The organism is Rhizobium terrae, assembly GCF_003425685.1.
GTDB lineage: Bacteria > Pseudomonadota > Alphaproteobacteria > Rhizobiales > Rhizobiaceae > Neorhizobium > Neorhizobium terrae.
Map to the genome: position 1 here is coordinate 54,129 of NZ_QJKM01000009.1, position 20,278 is coordinate 74,406.

At 63.2% G+C, this 20,278-nt stretch carries 18 protein-coding genes, 1 tRNA gene and 2 pseudogenes; 9 read left to right on the forward strand and 12 right to left on the reverse strand.

Translation table 11 applies throughout. The annotated features are described in order from the left end of the window. Positions 1 to 16 precede the first annotated feature (16 nt). The gene (locus DMO26_RS17715) at positions 17 to 916 is read right to left on the reverse strand and encodes an AraC family transcriptional regulator (RefSeq protein ID WP_117193486.1); all 900 of its coding nucleotides are present in this window, start codon (positions 914 to 916) and stop codon (positions 17 to 19) included. Positions 917 to 1,012: 96 nt separating this feature from the next. Between DMO26_RS17715 and DMO26_RS17720 the strand changes: the two are divergent. Then, positions 1,013 to 1,766: pseudogene (locus DMO26_RS17720) on the forward strand (SDR family oxidoreductase). Positions 1,767 to 1,802: 36 nt separating this feature from the next. Further along, a complete protein-coding gene (locus DMO26_RS17725; RefSeq protein WP_117193487.1) occupies positions 1,803 to 2,750 on the forward strand; it encodes an alpha/beta hydrolase family protein in 948 nt (315 codons plus the stop codon). A 53-nt stretch (positions 2,751 to 2,803) separates the two neighbouring features. On the opposite strand, the gene DMO26_RS17730 is transcribed toward DMO26_RS17725, so the two are convergent. From DMO26_RS17730 to DMO26_RS17740, 3 genes are all read right to left on the reverse strand, one after another. Further along, positions 2,804 to 3,469, reverse strand: coding sequence for an NAD(P)-dependent oxidoreductase (locus DMO26_RS17730; RefSeq protein WP_117193488.1), 666 nt, complete (start codon positions 3,467 to 3,469; stop codon positions 2,804 to 2,806). Positions 3,470 to 3,538: 69 nt separating this feature from the next. Beyond that, positions 3,539 to 4,012: an AtaL-like protein gene (locus DMO26_RS17735; RefSeq protein ID WP_117193489.1), complete on the reverse strand. Its 474-nt coding sequence runs from the start codon at positions 4,010 to 4,012 to the stop codon at positions 3,539 to 3,541. Positions 4,013 to 4,067: 55 nt separating this feature from the next. Further along, complete coding sequence (locus DMO26_RS17740; protein ID WP_117193490.1) at positions 4,068 to 4,934, reverse strand: NmrA/HSCARG family protein; 867 nt, start codon at positions 4,932 to 4,934, stop codon at positions 4,068 to 4,070. Between the two features lie 104 nt (positions 4,935 to 5,038). On the opposite strand from DMO26_RS17740, the gene DMO26_RS17745 reads away from it, so the two are divergent. Continuing rightward, a complete protein-coding gene (locus tag DMO26_RS17745) occupies positions 5,039 to 5,929 on the forward strand; it encodes a LysR family transcriptional regulator (RefSeq protein ID WP_117193491.1) in 891 nt (296 codons plus the stop codon). Between the two features lie 601 nt (positions 5,930 to 6,530). Here the strand turns inward: DMO26_RS17745 and DMO26_RS17760 are convergent. Further along, positions 6,531 to 7,199: a glutathione S-transferase family protein gene (locus DMO26_RS17760; protein WP_117193494.1), complete on the reverse strand. Its 669-nt coding sequence runs from the start codon at positions 7,197 to 7,199 to the stop codon at positions 6,531 to 6,533. A gap of 38 nt (positions 7,200 to 7,237) precedes the next feature. Beyond that, positions 7,238 to 7,915, reverse strand: a complete 678-nt coding sequence (locus DMO26_RS17765; protein ID WP_117193745.1) for a peroxiredoxin-like family protein — start codon at positions 7,913 to 7,915, stop codon at positions 7,238 to 7,240. Between the two features lie 104 nt (positions 7,916 to 8,019). Here DMO26_RS17765 and DMO26_RS17770 point away from each other — a divergent pair, with 104 nt between their 5' ends. From DMO26_RS17770 to DMO26_RS17785, 4 genes are all read left to right on the forward strand, one after another. Next, positions 8,020 to 8,916 (forward strand): LysR family transcriptional regulator, encoded by an 897-nt coding sequence (locus DMO26_RS17770; RefSeq protein ID WP_162894951.1) that lies wholly within the window; start codon positions 8,020 to 8,022, stop codon positions 8,914 to 8,916. A 476-nt stretch (positions 8,917 to 9,392) separates the two neighbouring features. Next, positions 9,393 to 10,007: a hypothetical protein gene (locus tag DMO26_RS17775; protein WP_117193747.1), complete on the forward strand. Its 615-nt coding sequence runs from the start codon at positions 9,393 to 9,395 to the stop codon at positions 10,005 to 10,007. 41 nt (positions 10,008 to 10,048) lie between these two features. Beyond that, positions 10,049 to 11,983 carry an AAA family ATPase gene (locus DMO26_RS17780; RefSeq protein WP_162894952.1) on the forward strand — a complete coding sequence of 645 codons (1,935 nt, stop codon included), beginning with the start codon at positions 10,049 to 10,051 and terminating at the stop codon, positions 11,981 to 11,983. Positions 11,984 to 11,995: 12 nt separating this feature from the next. Beyond that, entirely contained in the window at positions 11,996 to 12,499 is a 504-nt protein-coding gene (locus tag DMO26_RS17785) for a hypothetical protein (RefSeq protein WP_117193496.1), read from the forward strand. A 15-nt stretch (positions 12,500 to 12,514) separates the two neighbouring features. On the opposite strand, the gene DMO26_RS17790 is transcribed toward DMO26_RS17785, so the two are convergent. Beyond that, positions 12,515 to 14,104, reverse strand: coding sequence for a Fic family protein (locus DMO26_RS17790; RefSeq protein ID WP_117193497.1), 1,590 nt, complete (start codon positions 14,102 to 14,104; stop codon positions 12,515 to 12,517). Between the two features lie 265 nt (positions 14,105 to 14,369). Then, positions 14,370 to 14,531 carry a hypothetical protein gene (locus DMO26_RS33735; RefSeq protein ID WP_162894953.1) on the reverse strand — a complete coding sequence of 54 codons (162 nt, stop codon included), beginning with the start codon at positions 14,529 to 14,531 and terminating at the stop codon, positions 14,370 to 14,372. Positions 14,532 to 14,764: 233 nt separating this feature from the next. Between DMO26_RS33735 and DMO26_RS17795 the strand changes: the two are divergent. Further along, positions 14,765 to 15,718 (forward strand): annotated as a pseudogene (locus tag DMO26_RS17795) (integrase core domain-containing protein); the annotation flags it as partial. Positions 15,719 to 15,756: 38 nt separating this feature from the next. Here the strand turns inward: DMO26_RS17795 and DMO26_RS17800 are convergent. Beyond that, positions 15,757 to 15,833, reverse strand: a tRNA-Arg gene (locus DMO26_RS17800). A gap of 180 nt (positions 15,834 to 16,013) precedes the next feature. Here DMO26_RS17800 and DMO26_RS17805 point away from each other — a divergent pair. Beyond that, on the forward strand, positions 16,014 to 16,796 hold the full coding sequence (locus tag DMO26_RS17805; protein ID WP_117193498.1) for a tetratricopeptide repeat protein: 783 nt from the start codon (positions 16,014 to 16,016) through the stop codon (positions 16,794 to 16,796). 109 nt (positions 16,797 to 16,905) lie between these two features. Here the strand turns inward: DMO26_RS17805 and DMO26_RS17810 are convergent, their stop codons facing one another. The 3 genes from DMO26_RS17810 to xylF all read right to left on the reverse strand — a co-directional run bounded on the left by DMO26_RS17810 (position 16,906) and on the right by xylF (position 20,253). After that, positions 16,906 to 17,691: an ATP-binding cassette domain-containing protein gene (locus DMO26_RS17810; RefSeq protein ID WP_117193499.1), complete on the reverse strand. Its 786-nt coding sequence runs from the start codon at positions 17,689 to 17,691 to the stop codon at positions 16,906 to 16,908. A 27-nt stretch (positions 17,692 to 17,718) separates the two neighbouring features. Beyond that, a complete protein-coding gene (locus tag DMO26_RS17815) occupies positions 17,719 to 19,044 on the reverse strand; it encodes a sugar ABC transporter permease (protein WP_117193500.1) in 1,326 nt (441 codons plus the stop codon). 168 nt (positions 19,045 to 19,212) lie between these two features. Then, a complete protein-coding gene (gene xylF, locus DMO26_RS17820) occupies positions 19,213 to 20,253 on the reverse strand; it encodes a D-xylose ABC transporter substrate-binding protein (protein WP_117193501.1) in 1,041 nt (346 codons plus the stop codon). Between the last annotated feature and the right edge of the window lie 25 nt (positions 20,254 to 20,278).

A 20,278-nucleotide genomic window follows, 5' to 3' on the forward strand; every position in this document is an offset into this window, starting at 1 on the left:
TGCGGGTTTCTCGTAGCTACGCGTCGGCCGTTTCGCGCACGTAGGCCCCCGGCGGCATTCCGAAGTGGCGGCTGAACGCGACACTGAAGGCGCTCGTCGATCCGTACCCGACACGCTGCGCTATCTCCGTCGTCGCGACGTCCTTGCGGAGCAGCTCCTTCGCGATCGCCATCCGCCAGCCTGTGGCATACTCCATAGGCGCAACGCCGACCTCTCTGCGGAAGCGATCGAAGAAGGTCGAGCGCGACATGGCGGCGTCCTTCGCCAACGTCTCCACGGTGACGACCCGACCGGGATCCTCATGGATCCGGCGCAGCGTTGGTGCGAGCTGCGGATCGGCCATGCCGCGCAGAAGACCTGGAGACGCGACGGCGCCGCCGCTGGATCGCAAAGCCTCGATCAGAAGAAGCTCCAGCAGATGGCGAAGCACCATCTCCCGCGCGGTCCTGTCGGCCCTCGTCTCGTCGTTGATCATACGGACGAGCAGCGCGAGCCGCTCCTCTCCGCGGACATGGATGACCTCCGGCAGCAGCGTGACAAGAAGTTCCCTCTGGTCCGAATTGAACGAACAGTGCCCAACGATGGCCCTGATCGAGACAGGAGTGTCGGGATCGCCCAGCCGGAAGACGCCGGGGCTCGTCTCTAGCCGCTGTGCAAGGGTTTCGCGGGGCGGCGGTTCCAGGCTGCTCATCGTGAACGAGAAGGCTTCCGGAACCAGGACGAAGTCACCCGCGGTCAACTCCAACGGGTCGCGACCGGCGATAGTCAGCAGGCAGTCGCCTTCCACCACGGCGCAATAGAACGGGCTCCCGAGATCCGTTCGCTCTACAAGCCACTGCCCGCCACCGGTCACCACTTTGGAAACGGACGGCGTCGGCTTCAGCAGAGCGGCGACTTCGGCGACTGGATCGGTCATGGTTCGGACTCCTGCTAAAGAACGGCGGACATTTGAAGGTAGCAAGTCCGACGCATTGAGTCCATCTTTGACAGGCTTCAACCAGGAGACAAGCACTTGCCAAAGATCCTTATCACCGGCTGCTCTTCCGGCTTCGGCCTCGCTATCGCGCAAACGTTCCTTGCGAAGGGCTGGGAGGTCGTCGCGACCATGGGGACACCCCGACACGATCTGCTGCCTGCCCACGACAAGCTTCAAGTCCTGGCGCTGGACGTGACGGACGCGCGAAGCATCGCGGAGGCCGTCGAGGCTGCGGGTCCGATCGACGCCCTCGTCAACAACGCGGGCGTCGGAATGCTGAACGTGCTCGAAGGCGCCGAGATCGACAAGGTGCGCGAGCTGTTCGAGACGAACGTCTTCGGCGCGATCGACGAAGGCGGTTCTTCCGCAGATGCGGCTCCGGGCCTCGGGCGTCATCGTCAACGTCAGCTCGATCGTCACCATCAAGCCGCTGCCGGCCCTGTCCGTCTACAGCGCCAGCAAGGCCGCGCTCAACGCTTTCACCGAGAGCCTTGCGCTGGAGGCGGCACTGTTCGGCGTGCGCGCGCGGCTGGTGCTGCCGGGTTCGGCTCCGACGACAGGATTCGGGAAGAATGCGGTCGCCCGGATGGGGATGAACATCCCCGAGCCATATGGCCCGTTCGTTCACGACTACCTGAACACGCTGCGCTCCGGAACGGAGTTCACGACGCCGGAAGACGTGGCCGAAGCCGTGTGGCGCGCCGTGACGGAGCCGGACGCGCCGATGAAGATACCCGCCGGCGCGGACGCCCGGACGTGGTTCCGCGAGGCTGATCTTCCTGCCGAATAACCAGCTCCTTCAACCAGTTTTTCAAGGATTCAAGCATTGAACCGTCTGATCGATCTCGCACCTCACATACCTACGCCTGACTCCACTCTAACCCTTGCGTACACGCCGATCCGGCTGCCCATGGAGGGCCGGCAGCCGCTCGAACTGCGGCTCACCGCGCCTGCGAGCGGCGGCGCCCTTCCGATCGTGCTGCTGTCCCACGGCTATGGTCCCTCAAACTACATCCCGTCGAAGGACGGATACGCGCCTCTGGCCCAGTTCTGGGCCGAACGTGGCTTCGCCGTCATCCAGCCGACGCACGCAAGCTCGCGGGTCGGGGGACTGCCGAGGGATGCACCGGGAGCGCCGTTCTTCTGGCGTGAGCGCGTGCAGGAGCTGAAGGCGATCCTCAACCAGCTCCCGGAGGTGGAACGTCAGGCGCCTGCCGTGTCCGGACGGCTCGACCATTCTCGGGTGGCAGCGGCAGGGCATTCCTTCGGCGGCCATACCGTCGGACTTCTGCTGGGCGCACAGTTGGAAGGCGAGGACTTTTCCGACGACCGCATCTCGTCGGGCATCCTGCTCGCGGCGCCGGGGCGTGGAGGGAAGGACATGACCGAGGAGAGCGCCGCTCGGTTTCCGTTCTTCGACGTCGACTTTGCGAAGATCTCCAAGCCAGTCCTGGTCGTCTGCGGAGATGCGGACGATCCGCATTTTACGACCCGTGGGCCGGAATGGCATGCCGATCCCTTTCACGACGCGCGGGGCCGGGACGACGCGCTCCTGATGTTGCATGGCGTCGGACATGGACTGGGAGGCATCGCCGGGCTCGACGCCAAGGAAACCGAGATCGAGGCGACCGACGTGCTGGAAGCGACGAAGCGCATGACGCTGGCCTGGCTTCGGACGGAGCTTGCAGTGGACCCCGACGCGTGGACCATGGCCTGCACCGGACTTGCCGGTCGAGCATCGGAACTGGGGCATGTGGTCGTTCGACGAAACTGACGCGCAAGCCCGCTGGACCAGCGGGCTTGTCGTGCGATGAGACGACCGCAGCCTTACCAGGTGATCAGCGGTGACTTGCGCAGCCACTCGTCCGATCCGACCTGATCCAGAAGGAAGCGGGCGACATCCTGCCGGGAAATGCTTCCGCCACGGAAGCCGCTCAGGTCGATCAGGGCGCGGACCGTGTCGCGGGGGGCCTTGTTGGTGTGGACGGAGGGCCGGACGATTGTCCAGTCCAGCCCGCTCTCCCGAATGATGCCTTCCTGACGGTTCTTGTCGGCATAGACCTTGCTGAGAAGAAGCGGGAAGATCAGCTTGTCGAAGACGAGGCCGCCATGTCCCCGGCTGTCGCCGGCCCCTATCCCGGTGACGGCGACGAGGCGCGACACCTGCTCCGCCTTCATCGTATCGACAAGGGCTTTCGTTGCGCTCGAAAGAAGCGTCACTTCCTTGAACGGGCTGGCGGGCGTTCCGAGCGCGCTGATGACGGCGTCGCGGCCTTCGATAGCCCGGCCGAGGGCCTTCTCGTCCCGGACGTCGCCAACGACCAGCTTGACGCCCTTGAGGTCGGCGGCCTTTTCCGGTGCACGCACGAGCGCGGTGACGTCGTAGCCGCGGCTCAAGGCCTGGGTGACGATATGACGTCCGGTCGGGCCGGTGGCTCCAAGGACGGTGATCTTCGGTGTGTCGTCTGATCGGGTGGTAGCAGAGGTAGTCAAGACGGTTCTCCTAACGGGCAGGGCGCCTGTTTCAGGCCGCCCCGCTGGTGTAGTTGATTGTGGCGGTGATCAGAGCTGACCCTCCGCGACGAGCTCGCGGGTCCGCTTCAAGGTCGACAGTAGGGCGGACTTGTAGCCCCTGTCGCTGTCGAACTGGGTCTGCTCCGCCTGCTCTTCGGGTCCGTTCGGCTCCTTGCCGCGCAGACCGAGGTAGCAGTAGAACCGAAGCTGCAGCTCGCCCGCCTCGTCCTCGAACAGCTCGTTGACGATGGCGCCCTCGCGCGGGCCGGTGGCCTGGAAGAAAGTGACTTTCTGTCCCGGCTCCAGCGTGATGATCTCGCGAAGCTCGGAGCCGGCGATGGTGGCTTCGCGCACGAAGTGGGTGGTGCTTTCCTCCACGACGTCGCAGCGGGTGCAGAGGCCGGGCGGCAGAAATAGACGCGCGTCGCGGGCTTTCAGTTCGAGGCCCTTCCACGCCTGTTCGCGGGTCAGCCTGGCTTCGCCTTCTGGGTTTACTGGAACGGTTGCGGTCGAATAGATCATGACGATGGTCCTTGTGGTGGATGTCCGGTTGCTGGTGGTGGTGAAGGTTGCCGCCTCAAGCCGAGGCGGCTTCCGCGGCGAAGTCGCGGTAGGAGCGGAGCGGGCGGCCGAGCAGCGTCGTCAGGCGCTCGACGTCGCCGCCTTCCGGCAGCATGCCGTCGGTAAGGAAGCGCTCGCCCATCAAGCGCATGTCGAAGGCCATCCAGGGCGGCATGAACTGCTTGAGGTTCTGCTCGAAGGCTTCCGTGTCGCCGCCGGCATAGCTGATCTGGCGGCCGAGGACGTCCGACCAGATGTCGGCGATGTCCACGCCCGTGAGCGTTTTGGGGCCAACCAGATTGATGCGGTCGAGCGGCAGCGGCTGCGCGGCCTGTTCGCGACGCAGCAGCTCCAGAGCGGCAATTTCGGCAATGTCGCGCACGTCGATCATCGCCAGGCCCTTGTCGCCTACCGGCATCGGGTAGACGCCGTAGCCGGTGATCGCGTCCCTGATCATCAGATCGTTTTGAATGAAGTAGGCGGGACGGAGGATCGTCGCATTGATCCCCATCTGTTCGATCATCCGCTCGACGCCAAACTTGCCCGCGAAGTGCGGAACGTTGACATAGACGTCAGGATGAATGACCGAGAGGTAGACGATGCGCTCGATGCCGGCCGACCGCGCGACATTGAGTGCGATCAGGGCCTGCGTGAATTCGTCGGGTACCACGGCGTTCAGCAGGAACAGCGTCGAGACGCCGGACATGGCGGCACGTAGGGAGTCGACGTCGAGGAAGTCGCCCTTGGCGACTTCGACGCCGGCGGGGAAGCTAGCCTTCGAGGGATCGCGGACGAGGGCGCGAACGTCGGCGCCGCGGCTGACGAGATGGTGGACGACCTGGCTGCCGATATTGCCGGTGGCGCCGGTTACGAGAATGGTCATTGGAGTATCTCCGGGTTTGTGTTCTTGACGACCCGAATATGACTGGTTCATCTTCAGCCCAATAGATCATCAAAATGGACGCGCCGTCTCGCAGGTGAAACAGTATGGATCTTCTCGCGCTCGCCGACTTCAATCTTGTCGCCCGCCATGGCGGCTTTGGAAAAGCGGCGCGGGCGTCCGGCCGCCCCAAGGCCACGCTGTCTCGGCGTGTCGCGGAACTGGAAGCCTCGCTTGATCTGCGCCTGTTCGAGCGCGGGGCGCGCGACCTCAAGCTCACCGAGGAGGGACGGGCTCTTCACCAGCGGACGGCTGCACTGCTCACGGAGCTCGACGAAACGGCGGCAACCATTGCCTCAGGTGCAGGGAAGCCACGGGGCAGGCTGCGGATCAGCGCCCCGCTTCTCCTTTCCCAAACGGCGATGGGCAAGATCGCTGCAGGATTCGCGCTCCAGTATCCGGAGGTGAGGCTTGAGATCACCACGGAGGATCGCGCGGTCGACATGATCGAGGAGGGCTACGACCTGGTGATCCGCGTCAATCCGGACTCGGACGAGAGCCTTGTCGGCCGCGCCTTCCTTCATGACCGGCTGGTCGTCGTGGCAAGTCCCACTGTTCCTCGCCCGGCTGCCGGCGCGTCGTCGCCGGGCGTGGTCCGCGGGAGCGGCGGTGGGCAGTCGTGGGCCGTCATGACGTCGGAAGGACCAGCGAAGATCGACATCGATCCCGTCCTGTCCATGTCGTCGCTCATCATGGTGCGGGACGTCGTGCGCGCCGGCGTCGGCGCCGCCCGCCTGCCTGTCTCCCTCGTGAGCCGCGATCTGGACGAGGGAACGCTGCTCCATTGGGGAGACGTCGAAGGATCCACAATCTCCCTATGGGCGCTCTACCCCTCGCGACGGCTCCTGAGCGCCCGCGTCTCGGCCTTCCTGGATTTCCTCAAGCAGGCCTTTCCCAACGGGACGCCCGAGGAACTGGCCGCCTATATCGGCAGGTGACGGTCTTCCTGGGCGATATCAGCGGTGCGGCTCCGGTGGCAGCGGCGACGCAGAACAGACATCGTCTTGATCATCGGAAGCCAGTCGGTTCTTGTCGGCTGGCCAGAGGCGCCGACCATCATGCGCACCTCGGGCGAAATCGACGCTATCTTCGAATACTTAAGCGACTTTGACCAGACGCACTGGTTGTACATTTATGAGGCGACGAGGACAGCACTGCTTCCACCGGCTGGCAGAAGAGAGCCGTCTACAAGACCATGAGCGCGTACGGCAAGAAGCTGGAACTCGTCGACCCTTCCATCGAGGACATGACGGTCCGACATCCGGGAGCTCCTGCGTGCGTGGATCGGCATCCATCCGACGGACTTTTCGCCCGCACCGCTGCTCCGTCGAATCCGCTTGCCGAACTATGGCGGGCGGGCGATGAAGTCTGTCTCGCAAAGTAATTCGGAGGCCTGAGAACAAATGGATACCCGCGACGACGCGCCGACCGCCCGCAGAAAGCCTGCCGCATTCGCGCTGAGGTGGTGAGGCGGAGTTCCCAGAATCCAGTTAGCAGCCCGGCGCCGGCCGACCTTCCGCAGGAGCCGGCGCCGGATCCTCAGAGCTTGATCCCAGCCGCTTCGAGCGCGCCGTCGATGCGTTCGTCGACCTCGCGCTTAGTGGCGGCCCACGCGGGCACCGTGTCCAAAAGGCGCTGCTGCCAGGCGACCAAGTTGGGGAACTCGTTGAGCGGGATCTTCGTCCGCTCGTTCTGCGAGAACGGGCCGGCGATGTCGAAATCGGCCAGCGTCAACCGGTCGCCGACGATGTAGCTGTGCGTTGCAAGGTGCGCATCCAAGACCGCCGCGGCCGCCCGGAGCTTGTCTGCCGCCAGCTTCACGACCGGCTGGTCGGCCGGCTGACCCATGAAGCGCTTTGCGAGCACCTCGTCGAAGGTGAGGGTGGCGAAGATGCGCCACTGCTCGCCCGACCAGAACATCCACTGAAGGATTTCGTACTTCTCGCGTGTCGTCCTGCCCGCCATATCGCTGCCCGCCTTCTCAGCGAGGTAGAGGTTGATCGCAGCCGACTCGTAGAGGACGAAGTCGCCGTCGACCATGACGGGCGACAGGCCGTGCGGGTTTAGCTCCAGGAACTCGGGCGTGTGGCTCTCGCCCTTGAAGAGATCGATGTCCACGATCTCGAGGTCGACGCCCATGGCGGCCGCTGCTGCCGTGACACGGCGCCGGCTGCCCGAACCGGGGTCGCCGTAGATCTTGATAGCCATTGTAACTACTCCTTCTCTTGGTTGATCATCTGGGGGGATCAGGCGGAGACGCCCGCGCGCAGTCGGTCGAGCACCGGCAGCAGGTCGGAGGGGTCGGGGCGCCGGGTATAGTCGGGATTGACCTCGGCATAGGCGATCACGCCATCGGTCCCGATCACGTAGCGGGCGGGCATCGGCAGCACCCAGGACGGGTCGTTGTTGATCTTCGCCAGATCGTTGCCGAACTGCTTGTAGACCTCGATCAGGTCGTTCGGCAGCGAGAAGCGCAGGCCGAACTTCTCGGCGACTTCAGCACCGGTGTCGCTGAGGATTGGGAAGCTCAGCTTGTTGTCGCGCTGCGACTTGCGGCTGTTTGTTGCGGTCTGGGGCGAAATGGCGACGAGTCGGGCACCGCGCGCCTCGATCACGCGCCGGACTTCCTCCAGGGCCTGGAGTTCGAAGTTGCAATAGGGGCACCAGACGCCGCGATAGAAGGTCAGGACGAGTGGGCCATGGGAGAGCAGCGAACGCGAACTAACGGTGTTTCCGTCGGTGTCCTGAAGCGTGAATTCGGGCGCGGCGTCGCCCGCCTGAAGAGCCTTGTCGGCCTGCCTGCTGTCGATCAGCGACTGAGTCGCCCGTTGCATCGTGTCGAGCTGGGCCTGGGTGGGCACCAGCGGAAAGCGTCCGTTCTCGAAGTCCTCGCGCACTGCGTCGAGCTTGTCCTGGAGCTTCATGATCATCTCCTTGTCCGCGGCGAGGCTGCCGTGGACAGGAGACTAGGTGATCAGCGAAAAGCCGTGTATCCATCCAAATCAAAGAACATTTATCTGGATTACGAATGAGTGATCGTTGGCAGGAAATGACCGTTTTCGTCCGCGTAGCGGAAACTGGCAGCCTCTCGCGTGCTGCGCGCGAACTAAAACTCTCGCAGCCTTCTGTGTCGCGGATCATCGGCACATTGGAAGGGCGACTGGGCACAACTCTTCTGCTGCGCACCACACGCAGCATCTCTTTGACGGAAGCCGGCGCAGTCTATCTGGAGCGGACGAAGCGCCTGCTTGCGGAGATGGAGGAGGCCGAGCAGGCCACGCGAGGCATTGATTCCCTTCATGGAGTGATCCGTCTCGCGATGCCGCTGATGTACGGCACACGTGCGATCATCCCGGCGCTGACGCCGTTCCTCGTCCGGCATCCCGATCTCAAGGTAGAGCTCGTTATGAGCGACACCCGACAGAACCTCGTCACCGATGGCGTCGACCTGGCAATTCGGATCAATGTCGGGTCCTTGGACGATTCTACATTCGGCGCGCGGAAGCTCGCGCTGGTCGAGCGGCTGGTCGTGGCGGCGCCGTCGTACCTGGCCGCTCGTGGAGTTCCGGCCACGCCGGCCGACCTCGCTCGACACGACTGTATCCTTCAGCACGGTTCCTTCGGCAGCGAGAGCTGGCGCTTCAAGCACAGCAAGACGGTCACTTCCGTCGACGTGCGACCGAGAATTTGGATCAATTCGGCTCCGGGCGTTCTTGCGGCGGCGGTAGCGGGCCTGGGCGTCGCACTGGGGACGCGCGTAATGGCGGGGGAGGAACTGCGCACCGGCCAGCTAACGCAACTGCTCAATTCCTACCGGCTCGATCCGGCCGAGGTATACGCTGTCTTCCCGGCAGGTCCGAGACCGTCGGCTAAAGTGCGGGCGATGGTCGATCATCTGGAAGAGAAGCTTGGTACGGCGGCGTGACGAACGTCGCGCCTTGCGGCAGCTGCTGTTCTCGAGCTTGGGTTCACGTCAGATTTCGTCGCTCGGTTAGAGGCGCCGATCCGGTCAAACAGACTGCTGATGCAAGTTTGATCCGTTAGCTCCGGCAGCGTCCGAAGCGTCGGCCGATGAACGATGTACGCGAGCGCTCGTACCGCGACAAGCACCCTTCCCGCTTGGTGGAAACTGCGACCATATCCTTGTCGATGCTAGGACGGCGGCCGGCTGATCAACACCCGCTGCCTCTTACACCCGGAACCGGCGTCCTCCAGAGCGCCTGCCGCATCGATGATTGTAAGATAAGGGACACGGGATCCTTGACGCCCCAGCGTGCGTTCGCTAAATGTTCTGTCATCATGTTCTATATCGCTCGCTACGCCTCGGCACGAATAGGTTGACCGACTGCCGGACCTGGTTGTCCGGCGTCCGCCCATCCGTATCGTGTTCACGAGGGTGCCATGAAGAGCAGTCCCTTCGAGAGGCCGCCGGGCGATGTCGTCCCGCGGAACGAGCCCCCTCGCTTCTGCTATCCACTTGCCACCGTCAAATGCGTCGGCTCTCCGTTCTTCCGTAGTCAGGAAGCCCGCGACTTCGCATGCCTTCACGACGTCGACCCGGACGTCTCTCGATGGACATGCGATGGAGTCGAGCTTTGCTATGGCGAGGAAACCTACCGCGTTGACTTCGTCGTGACCGGGAATGACGACCGCACCTTCATGGCCGATGTCGGCGAAGACGCACCGAGGCCGCCCGACTGGATCGAGCCTGCCGTCGGCCGGCTGGGTCACGCCTATCGCCCGGTCGCCATGCACGACTTCGTCGACAGCTACCGGCTTGCCAACGCCAAAGACCTCCTTCGATACGGCCTCTACCGATGCCCGCTCGGCGACCGCGTGCGCATCCTCGCCGCGCTCGATGAGATGGGGTCGCTCACAGTGGCCGAAGCGCTTTCTGCCTTCCGGGAGGGTAGGCCGATGGCATGCCTTGCGCTGATCCTGCAAGGATTCCTGGAGATCGATCTGGACGATGCCCTGATCGGCTCCGAAACGGCCGTCCGACGGATACGGGACTGAGACCGCCCATGTCGTCTCAGCTCTTATTCCAGGACAGGTCCATGAAGAACCATATCACTCCGCGGAAGGGCTTCGGTCTTCCCGAACAGCTTGCCTACGCATCTATCAGGAGCGCCATCCGGCCGCTGCTCCGGGCGGACGCGTTTGTCGCCGTCGTCGTCGTCCCGCCGGGCGCCGACGTCGGCCCGTACTTCCGCGCGGCCGACGTCATGATCAGCAGCGCCAACCGCTACAGGAAGACCTCCGCTGTTGCCGACTTCGACCCGAAGAGGCCGCTGAACTCCGCGAAGGATATCGCGCGCGCCCTCGACGAGAAGAAGGTTGTCCTCCTCTTTCCCGACGATGTCTCGATCACGGTAGCGGCCCGGCTCGCGGCCGACATCGTCGTCCGCCTGACGCCGCCGACCATCGACCAGGTGAAGGGCGTCTTTCGTGCCCTCTACGGCGGCCGCCTGACCGACCAGCAGGCGGAAACCTTCCTGCTGCTCGACGAGGAGATGCAGCGTGCGGTCGTTCGTCCGGGCAGAAGCGTCCGCCGCATGCTGGCCCAGCTCGTCATGCGGCCCGAGAAGCCTCGCGAGGTCCGGAAGCCGCCGGTCGGCCGAACCGCAGACGAAGAGGTGGAGCTTCGGCTCGAATCCATGAGCGGCTATGGCGAGGCCCGCGAGTGGGGGCTGCAGGTGAAGCAGGATCTCAAGGATTGGAAGAACGGTCTTATCCCGTGGAGCGACGTCGACCGAGGCCTGCTGCTGTCCGGGCCGCCGGGCGTCGGAAAGACCATCTTCGCGGAGGCGCTTGCAAACACCTGCGGGGCGAAGCTCGTCGTCGGCTCTGCTGCTCGGTGGCAGGCAAAAGGCCATCTGGGCGACATGCATCGGGCCATGTTCAAGGCGTTCGAGGACGTCCGGAAGGCCGCGCCCGCGATCCTGTTCATTGACGAGATCGACGGATTCACCGACCGCGAGAGCGACCACGGCCACAACAGCAGCTACGTCCGGCAGGTGATCAACTCCTTCCTCGAATGCCTAGACGGCACGGTTGATCGGGAAGGCGTCGTGGTCGTCGGCGCCTGCAACAATCCGGCAGTCATCGATCCGGCAATCCTTCGGCCCGGCCGGCTGGACAACCATGTCCGACTGCCGCTGCCTGACGCCGAGGCGCGTGTCGGAATCCTTCGCCACCATCTGCGTGGCGACCTCGCCGACGAGGACCTCTCCCAGTTCGCTGAAGACAGCTTCGGCCTGACCGGCGCGGACATCGCCCGGATCGTCCGGCTGGCCCGCCGCGTCGCCCGGCGCGACCGAAGGCAGGTGAGCGTCGCGGAGGTCATGGGAAGTCTTCCGGGCCGCGTGCTGCTCTCGGAGAAGTTCCGCTGGGCGCTCGCGATCCATGAACTCGGCCATGCGGTCGTCGCGGTCGCCACGGGCGCCCGCAAGGTCTGGGGCGTCTCCATCGAGAGCAGGGCGTCGGCCTCGCTGGAGCGTCAGATCCTCGGCGGTGCCGTGCTCGAGGGCGGAGAGCTCGCCAACAACGGCAAGCAGTTCTACCTAGACAACATCGCGATCCACATGGGCGGCATGGCGGCGGAGCAGGTCTTCGTGGGACATCATGGTGACGGCGTCGCGTCCGACCTCGACGGCGCGACGCGCATCGCGATCATCCTCGACCGGCATCTCGGCATGAACGGCATGCTCGCTTCGTGGCCGGCTGGCGTCGACGAGCGGCTGATCGACAGCGCCCGCCGGGTCGACGGCCCTCTGCTCAAGAGGATCGAACCCGTCCTGCAGGAGCAGCTCGCCCGCGCGAAGACCATCGTCGAATCCTATCGGACTTCGATGGAGGGCCTCTGGCTCGAACTGATCGGGGCAGGGCATCTGACGGGACAGCAGATCGTCGACGGACTGAGACCGGACGACACCAAGGACATGCCGACGCCGAAGACGCGCCGGAAGATCAGACAACGGCTTCACGGATAAAGGAGAGCCAGCATGAGCATCGAATCCACGACGACGGCCGAGCCGCAGAACGTCGCCGGCTGGAAGGGCCTGAGCGACGCCGCCCACTTCGAGCGGCTGAAGACCGCTCTGTTCAGGGCGAGGGGCCGCGCTCGCTTCGACCGGGCGGTTGCCGACCGCATCCTGGACGATCTCCGGCATGTCGCCTACCGGCGCGGTCGCGAGGCCGCCGAGGTCTTCCAGTTTCTCGATCAGGACTTCATCGACGCGGACGAAGACCTGTCGATGGCGCAGGATGACCTGAACCGGATGTCGAGAAATCTGCCGTTCCTGCGGGAGGTTACGGCCACTGTCGAAGAAATCGAATCCATACGGGATGAGATGTCGGATGAAGCGCGGATCTTCTTCGGGTGGCGGCCGTACGCGGAGAAATGGGCGTTCCCCAATCCGGTTTGGATCGAGCTGCGGACGGCGTTTCAGGAGGGCAGGGATGATGCTGAAGAAGAAGCAGCAGGACGCTGCCCTGTCTTTTCTTGACCGAGCAGCCGCCTGTCATCGCCGGCCCGGCGGCGCCGAGGGATCCGACTGTTCCGAATCGTCAACGGGAACATCCATGTCGAACACGTCCCTCACCACCGCTTCCGCCGCTTCGACTTCGATGTCTGTCATCTTTTCGAACTCGCGCCGACGGCGCTTCTTCGACAGGAGGCCCTTGTTCTGCCAGATGAAGTTGATCAGCGAGGAGATCATCTCGTCCGGCATCTCCATGAAGCTCTGTATCCGCCCCTTCGCCTCGTCGAAGCGTGTGAGATATTCGATCTCCCTCGGCAGGTCGTGCTCGATCGTCGTCACGACGCATTCGTAGAGGAACTCCGTGATCTCTGTGTAGTCTCCGAACCGGTAGAGATCGGCGGTGTCGTTGAGCACGCGAACATTCTGCTTTTCCGTGGGCACCCACTCGACGAACGGCAGCAGCGGCCCCGTGAAGGCTCGGAGTTCCTCCCCGTATTCCGCCTGACGTTTCAGGAGTACCGACGAGACCGGGAAGATCATGCCTGTCGGCGTATAGCCGCGTTCTGCAAGAACATGATGGATCATGTACCGATGAAGCCGCCCGTTTCCGTCTTCGAAGGGATGAATGAAAACGAACGCGAACGCCATGACCGAGGCCTGCAGGACGGCATCGACGTCGCTCGTCGCCATCCGCTCGCCGCAGGCGATTATTCCCTGGAGAAGATCGGCAATGTCCTCGTGACGGGCGCTCACGTGTTCCGGGCTGGGATCGTTGTTCCAGTCACGGCCTCCGATGAACCCGCCGGCGTCGCGAAGTCCACGCTTTATGAACCGGTCCTCCTCGATGACGATGTGCTGAAGACGTACCAGTTCGTCGATGGACAGAGGTCTGCGACCCGCCTGTGCGACCGCGCGCATCCACAGTTCCAGACGGTTGCGTGGCGGGCGCTCTCCTTCGATCTGGTACGATGCCTGACTGTCCGCCAGCAGAAGGAAGCTGGCCGCTCGCGCGACGACCTGTCGGTCGATCGTGCCGACCAGTTCCTTCGCCGCATCGCTCCAGCGATGATCGACCGTATCGGACAGGAAGTCGCTCCGGCGCAGCATCGGGCAGAAGGACGGAGTTCCGAGAAGATTGTCGCGGACCCGGTGCCGCGACGAGTTTATGGGACGGGAGGTGAAGTATTCCCTCGGATCCAGGGCTTCGACGTAGTTGCCCTGCTCCGCGTCGGGGACAGGGACGCGTTCTTGCATGAGCCACTCGTAGAAGAACCAGATCCTGCGCGCCGACGCACCGGTCGGCTCCGCCTTGACGATAGACGCGATGTCGTTTGGAGAGACCTTCTGGAACAGCCTCTTCAGAATAAGCAGATCGGTCTGCTCGTGCCTTAGAGCAAATCCAAGCTGGGCCGCCAGCGTCTGTTCGGGCATGAACCGTTTGTCGAAGACCGTCCATCCGTCCTGAAATTTCCGTCCACCCTTCACCGAAGCGTTGGCGACTGCGGACGGCGCCCGGATGGGCGCCTCGATTCCGTACATCTCGATCAGTGCGGCATATCCCACGAGATCAGCGTCCCGAGGTACAATGCGATCCTGGAAGACACGCGGGTTAGCAGTGTTACTCGTCATTTTTCGTTCCCAGTCCACATGTCGCGGAACGATTATATGCGCGGTCCGGCCGCAGTAATCAATTACCGAAGTCGTAAAACGGTTATGATGTATACGTCATGTCGCTAAACGAATAATGCCGTTCTTCGTGAAAGTCGAAAAATGATTACTCAGGTCGTATATTGCTTATAATTCACCCATGAGGTCGCGAGACGATTAATCTCATGCCCTTCTGGTGCGGACGACATTCGGTAGAATTTCTTCAGCTAGCAACCCAACATCCCGACTAGAAGCCGTATTTTGCGCGACGGGTCGTGAACGCACGCTGCCCGCCCTCAAGCAGGTTCTTGACGAGATCCTTGATCTCCGGGACGTCGATGGACCCGCACAGGTTCTGGTCGATGACCGTCCTCTCGACGCCGCCGTCGATGATCGGCCTCAGACCCACGATCTGTTCGGCATCGCCAAGAACCGGGATGTTGGCGTTGTGGCTCGAGAAGATGAACTGTCGCCGGCGCTTCTCCGCTCGTCGCCGACGTCCGCGTCCGCCGACGTGAAGCGGCGGAGGATCTCGGCAAGCTTGTCGGGATGACGCGTCAGTTCCGAAATCTCGTGCTGACTGAACACCTCGACGTCCCCGATGAAGTCGGCGGGCGAGACGTCGGGCAGCCGGTTTCCAGTGCCAAACAGGAGAAGCCGAACTGGGGCGCGCCGAAGATCAGAGAACGGCTGGCGCGGCTTTACCCGGACGTGCAAACGCCGGCGATCTCGACCGTGCATGCGGTCCTCGACCGCAACGGGCTGGTCCAGCACCGCAAGCGACGGCGCAACAGGGCACAGGGAACACCACTCTCCCAACCTCGCCAAGCCAACGACCTGTGGTGCGCCGATTACAAGGGCGAGTTCATGCTCGCCGACGAGCGCTACTGCTATCCATTGACGATCACCGATTTCGCCAGCCGCTATCTCTTAGCTTGTGAAGCGCTGCACACGACGAAGGAGGCCTACGCCTTCACCGTGTTCGAGAGCGTCTTCAAGGAGTTCGGCCTGCCTGGGGCGATCAGAACCGACAATGGCGTACCCTTCGCTAGTCCGAACGGACTGTTCAATCTGTCGCGGTTGGCGGTCTGGTGGCTCAGGCTCGGCATCGAAATCGAGCGCATCAAACCAGGCAATCCGCAGCAGAACGGCCGCCACGAACGCATGCATCTCACACTCAAGCTGGAAACCACCAAGCCGGCTGGCGCCAATTTCCTGCAGCAGCAGGCCCGCTTCGACGACTTCGTCGAAGAATTCAACACAGAGCGCCCCCACCAGGCCCTCGACATGGCTTGCCCGGCAGAGCGCTACCACGCTTCATCACGACCCTATCGCGGCCTGCCGGATCTCGACTATCCGTTCCACGACCAGACCGTTACCGTCACAACATGCGGCCGCATCTGCTACAAGCGAAAGAAGATCAATCTCAGCCTGGTCTTTGCCGGGCAGGCCGTTGGAATCAAACAGGTCGAAGACCATATCTGGCTCGCAAGCTTCATGGAGTACGATCTGGGATACTTCGATGACGAGACATGCAGGCTCGAACCATTGCCGAATCCTTTCGGCGCAAAAGTGTTACCTATGTCTCAGGTATAAACCGTAACCTATGTGTCCAGAACGGACCCCAGAAAGATTGGCGCACCCGACAGGATTCGAACCTGTGACCTTTGGAATCGGAATCCAACACTCTATCCAGCTGAGCTACGGGTGCTAACCGCGAAAGCGATGACTCGCCTCGTCCGATGGCAGGTTCTTAACTCAGTATGCTCCGGGCTTCAATCGCATTTTTTGCGGAATGATTTCCGCCAGGCGACGGTTTGCTCTTTTTCCTCACGTTAATAGAATCTCCCATTATGGCTCCGACTCGGGCCGACATGCATGCGGAGGCGATATGACGATCGAAGAGGTGACGGCTTTGGCGCGTGAAGCGCGCAGCAGAGGGCTTTTGGGAGAGTTTGCCGCCGGTCATGCGTCGCTCGACGATGCGGACGGCCTGGCCGGTGAGGAGGAGGGGGCGCTTGCGATGATCGCCATCGAGCGCGGCCGGCTCTTCCACTCGGCCGGCGCGGCCACTGAGGCGATACCGTTTTTCGAGGCGTCCTGGGACCTGGCGCAAAAGGCCGGCGATCACGATCTTGCCATCGATGCCGCCCATATGCTGGCGGTCGCCGCGCCGTTGCCGGCCGCGGCCGACTGGACGCGCAAGGCGCTTGCCTATCTGGATGCCCATTCCGCGAGCCCTTTCTGGCGCCCCATGCTGCATCACAATCTCGGCTGGACGTATTTCGAGGCTGGCCGCTTCGAGCAGGCGCTGGCATCCTTCCTGCGCGAAGAGCGGCTCAGAAAGCAGGCCGGTTCGCCGCAGGCGCTGAAGATCGCCCGTTATGCGGTGATCCGTTCGCTGAGGGCGCTCGGACGCCTCGACGAGGCGATCGAGATCGGGGAGATGGCGGTCGCCATCGCAGACCAGGCCGATGATCCGGCGCCGTTCATGTATGAGGAACTGGCGGAATGCCATGCGGCAAGCGGTAACAACGAACGGGCGCGGTACTTTGCCGGACGCGCGCACGATGCGCTGTCCGGCGATGCCTCCTTCGCCAGGAAGGAGCCGCTGCGCCTGATCAGGCTTTCCGAACTCGCCGGGCCGGAAACAGGGATGGCTGAAAAAGAATAAGGCGGAACCGGGGGAGAGGCCCGGTTCCGCCGTTGCGCTCCTCGCCGGAGGCGGACCTGCGAGGGCATGCGCAATCGCTTTGCCGGCAATGTTTAGCCTGCTCGCCCGATCAGGCGACCTTCATAGCGCCGGGGCCGGGAGTGGCGCCCGGCGGCACCTTGCCGAGGATGATCATGCCGAGCACCTCGTCCTTGGTCACGTCGTCGGTGCGGGCATGGCCCACCACCTTGCCGTTCTTCATCACGAACACCCGGTCGGCAAGATCGAAGACATCGTGGATGTCGTGGCTGATCAGGAAGATGCCGATCCCTTCGCGCTTCAGCTGCTTGATGAGGTCGCCGACCTGGGCGGTTTCCTGCGGCCCAAGCGCGGCGGTCGGCTCGTCCATGATCAGGATGCGGGCATCGAAGAGGATCGCGCGGGCGATCGCCACCGACTGCCGCTGGCCGCCGGACAGCGCCTTCACCGGCTCCTTGAAACGCTTGAAGTTGGGGTTCAGGCGACCCATCACCTCGCGGGTATTGGCTTCCATGGCGACGTCGTCGAGTGTGCCCCATTTGGTTTGCAGTTCGCGGCCGAGATAGAGGTTGGCGGCGGCATCGACATTGTCGGCGACGGCAAGCGTCTGATAGATCGTCTCGATGCCGTATTTCTTGGCGTCGCGCGGATTGCGGATATCCGCCGTCTCGCCGTTGATCAGGATGTCGCCGCCGTCGCGCCGATACGCTCCGGAGAGGATCTTGATCAAGGTCGACTTGCCGGCGCCGTTGTGGCCGAGCAATGCCACGACCTCGCCCGGAAAGAGATCGACCGAGGCATTCTCGACAGCATGGATCCCGCCGAAGGAGATGGAAATATTCTTCATTTCCACGAGCGGAGTGTTTTGGTCCGTCACGATGAAAACTCCTGTTTACTTGGCCGGTTATTTGGCGCGAGAGCGGTAGACGGTGTCGAGCCAGACGGCCATGACCAGCACGGCCCCGACCACGATGCGCTGGAACGGCGTGTCGATGCCAAGCAGCACCATACCGGATTGCAGCGACTGCATGACAAGCGCGCCAAGCATGGCGCCGGCGATCGACCCCATGCCGCCGGCAAGCGAGGTGCCGCCGATCACAGCTGCGGCGATCGTATAAAGTTCGTCGAGTTCGCCCTGGGCATTGGTCGCGGCATTGAGGCGGGCGGTGGAAATTGCCGCGGCGATGGCGCAGAGAATGCCCATCAACCCGAAGATTTTCACCGTCACCCAGCGGGTCTTGATGCCGGCGAGTTCGGCCGCTTCCGGATTGCCACCGATCGCGAAGACATAACGACCGAAACGAAGCCGGGTGGCGATGAAGGTCATGACGATGCCGACGGCGATCGCCATCAGGACCGGGATCGCGATGCCTTGCGAGATGAACAGCCCGCCTTCCGGCCAGGGAATGTTGTTCGCCTCCGCATAGCGGCGGGCGATGTTGACCGGCCAGTAATAATCATTGGCGATCGAGACGGCGCCGAGCACGATGGCGCAGCCGAGCGCGACGAGCACATATTCGGCCCAGATCGGGCGGCGCGGGAAATGGAAACGCTTGCGCTGGCGGCGCGCGTTGATGATCGCCGCGATGATCGCGAGGCAGGCGAGGACGCCCACGACCCAGCTCCAGGTCGCACCGATCGAGCCTTCGGTACCGCCGCCCATCAGGCGGAAATTGGCGTCCATCGGCGCGACGGTCTGGCCGCTCGTCACGAACCAGGTGGCACCGCGCCAGATGAGCAGGCCGCCGAGCGTGACGATGAAGGAGGGGACGCCGAGGAAAGCGATGATCAGGCCGTGCAGCGTGCCGATCAAGCCGCCAACGACGAGCCCGCAGGCAAGGGCGATGACCCAGATCGCCGGATGATTGAAGCCGAAGATCTCCGGCAGGAAACGCGCCTGCATCACGCCCATGATCATGCCGGTGAAGCCGAGGATCGAGCCGACCGAAAGGTCGATGTTGCGGGTGACGATGACGAGCACCATGCCGGTCGCCATGACCGCGACCGATGCCGTCTGCACCGACAGGTTCCAGAGGTTGCGCGGCGTCAGGAAAAGCCCGCCGGTCAGGATGTGAAAGCCGACCCAGATGATCAGCAGCGCGCCCACCATGCCGAGCATGCGCGTATCGATTTCGGTCGCGCGGAAGAAGTGGGCAATCGGATTGCCGTCCGCCTGTCCCGTTCCTCCCGATGTCTTGGAGTTGGTCGTGGTCTGTACCGTGTCGGCCATGATCTGCCGTTCCCCACCGTTTCTCGAAGCACATGTTCCAGGACTGTAGCCTGGAGTGCTCCTTGACGCTTGCCGCTCGTGTCCTGGCGGCAACGTCATTCTACGCCAAAAACCGACGCCGCGGCAGGAAAGCGGCGGCGTCGGGACAATTCGCCCGTGGACGAAACCTTACTTGCAGGCAGCCACGGAGCCGGCCTTGACGCCTTGGCAAGCTTCGGCCTTGCTGATCCAGCCTGCCTCGATGACGAGGTTCAGGTTGTCCTTGGTGATGGCCTGCGGCTTCAGGAAGACCGACTGCATCTTGGCCTTCTTCGGCCCGCCTTCGAACACCTGGACGCCCTTGATCTCGGTCATCTTCTTGCCGCCGGCGAGAGCCAGCGCGATTTCGGCAGCATTCTTGCCGAGCTCGCGGCTGTCCTTCCAGACGGAGACGGTCTGGGTGCCGAGCGCAACGCGGTTCAGCGCCGCCTTGTCGGCGTCCTGGCCGGAAACCGGAACGGAACCGGCAAGTCCCTGCGCGTCGAGCGCTGCAATCGCGCCGCCGGCGGTGCCGTCGTTGGAAGCCACAACCGCATCGACCTTGTTGTTGTTCTTGGTCAGGAACTGTTCCATGTTCTTTTGGGCGTTCTCAGGCTTCCAGCCGTCCGTATAGGCTTCGCCGACATTCTTGATCTTGCCCGCGTCGACGGCGGCCTTGAGCACTTCCATCTGGCCGGCGAACAGGAAGTCCGCGTTCGGATCGGAGGAGGAACCCTTGATGAACACGTAATTGCCTTCCGGCTTCACCTTGAAGACGCCCTGCGCCTGCAGGCGGCCGACTTCCTTGTTGTCGAAGGTGATGTAGAAAGCGGCCGGGTTTTCGATCAGGCGGTCGTAACCGACGACCGGAATGCCTTCGGCGGCGGCCTTTTCAACAGCGGGGCCGATGGCGCTCGAATCCTGGGCGAGGATGATCAGAGCGTTGGCGCCCTGCGAGATCAGCGACTCGACGTCGGTCAGTTGCTTTGCGGCCGACGACTGGGCATCAGCCGAAATGTACTTGGCACCGGCAGCTCCGAGAGCCTTCTTGATGGCCGCTTCATCGGTCTTCCAGCGCTCTTCCTGGAAGTTCGACCAGGAAACGCCGACGACGAGATCTGCCGCCATGGATGCAGTATGCATGGAAACAAAGATGGCCGCGCCGGCCATCAGCTTTACGAACGACTTCATAATGTCCTCCCGAGTGACGGCGAAT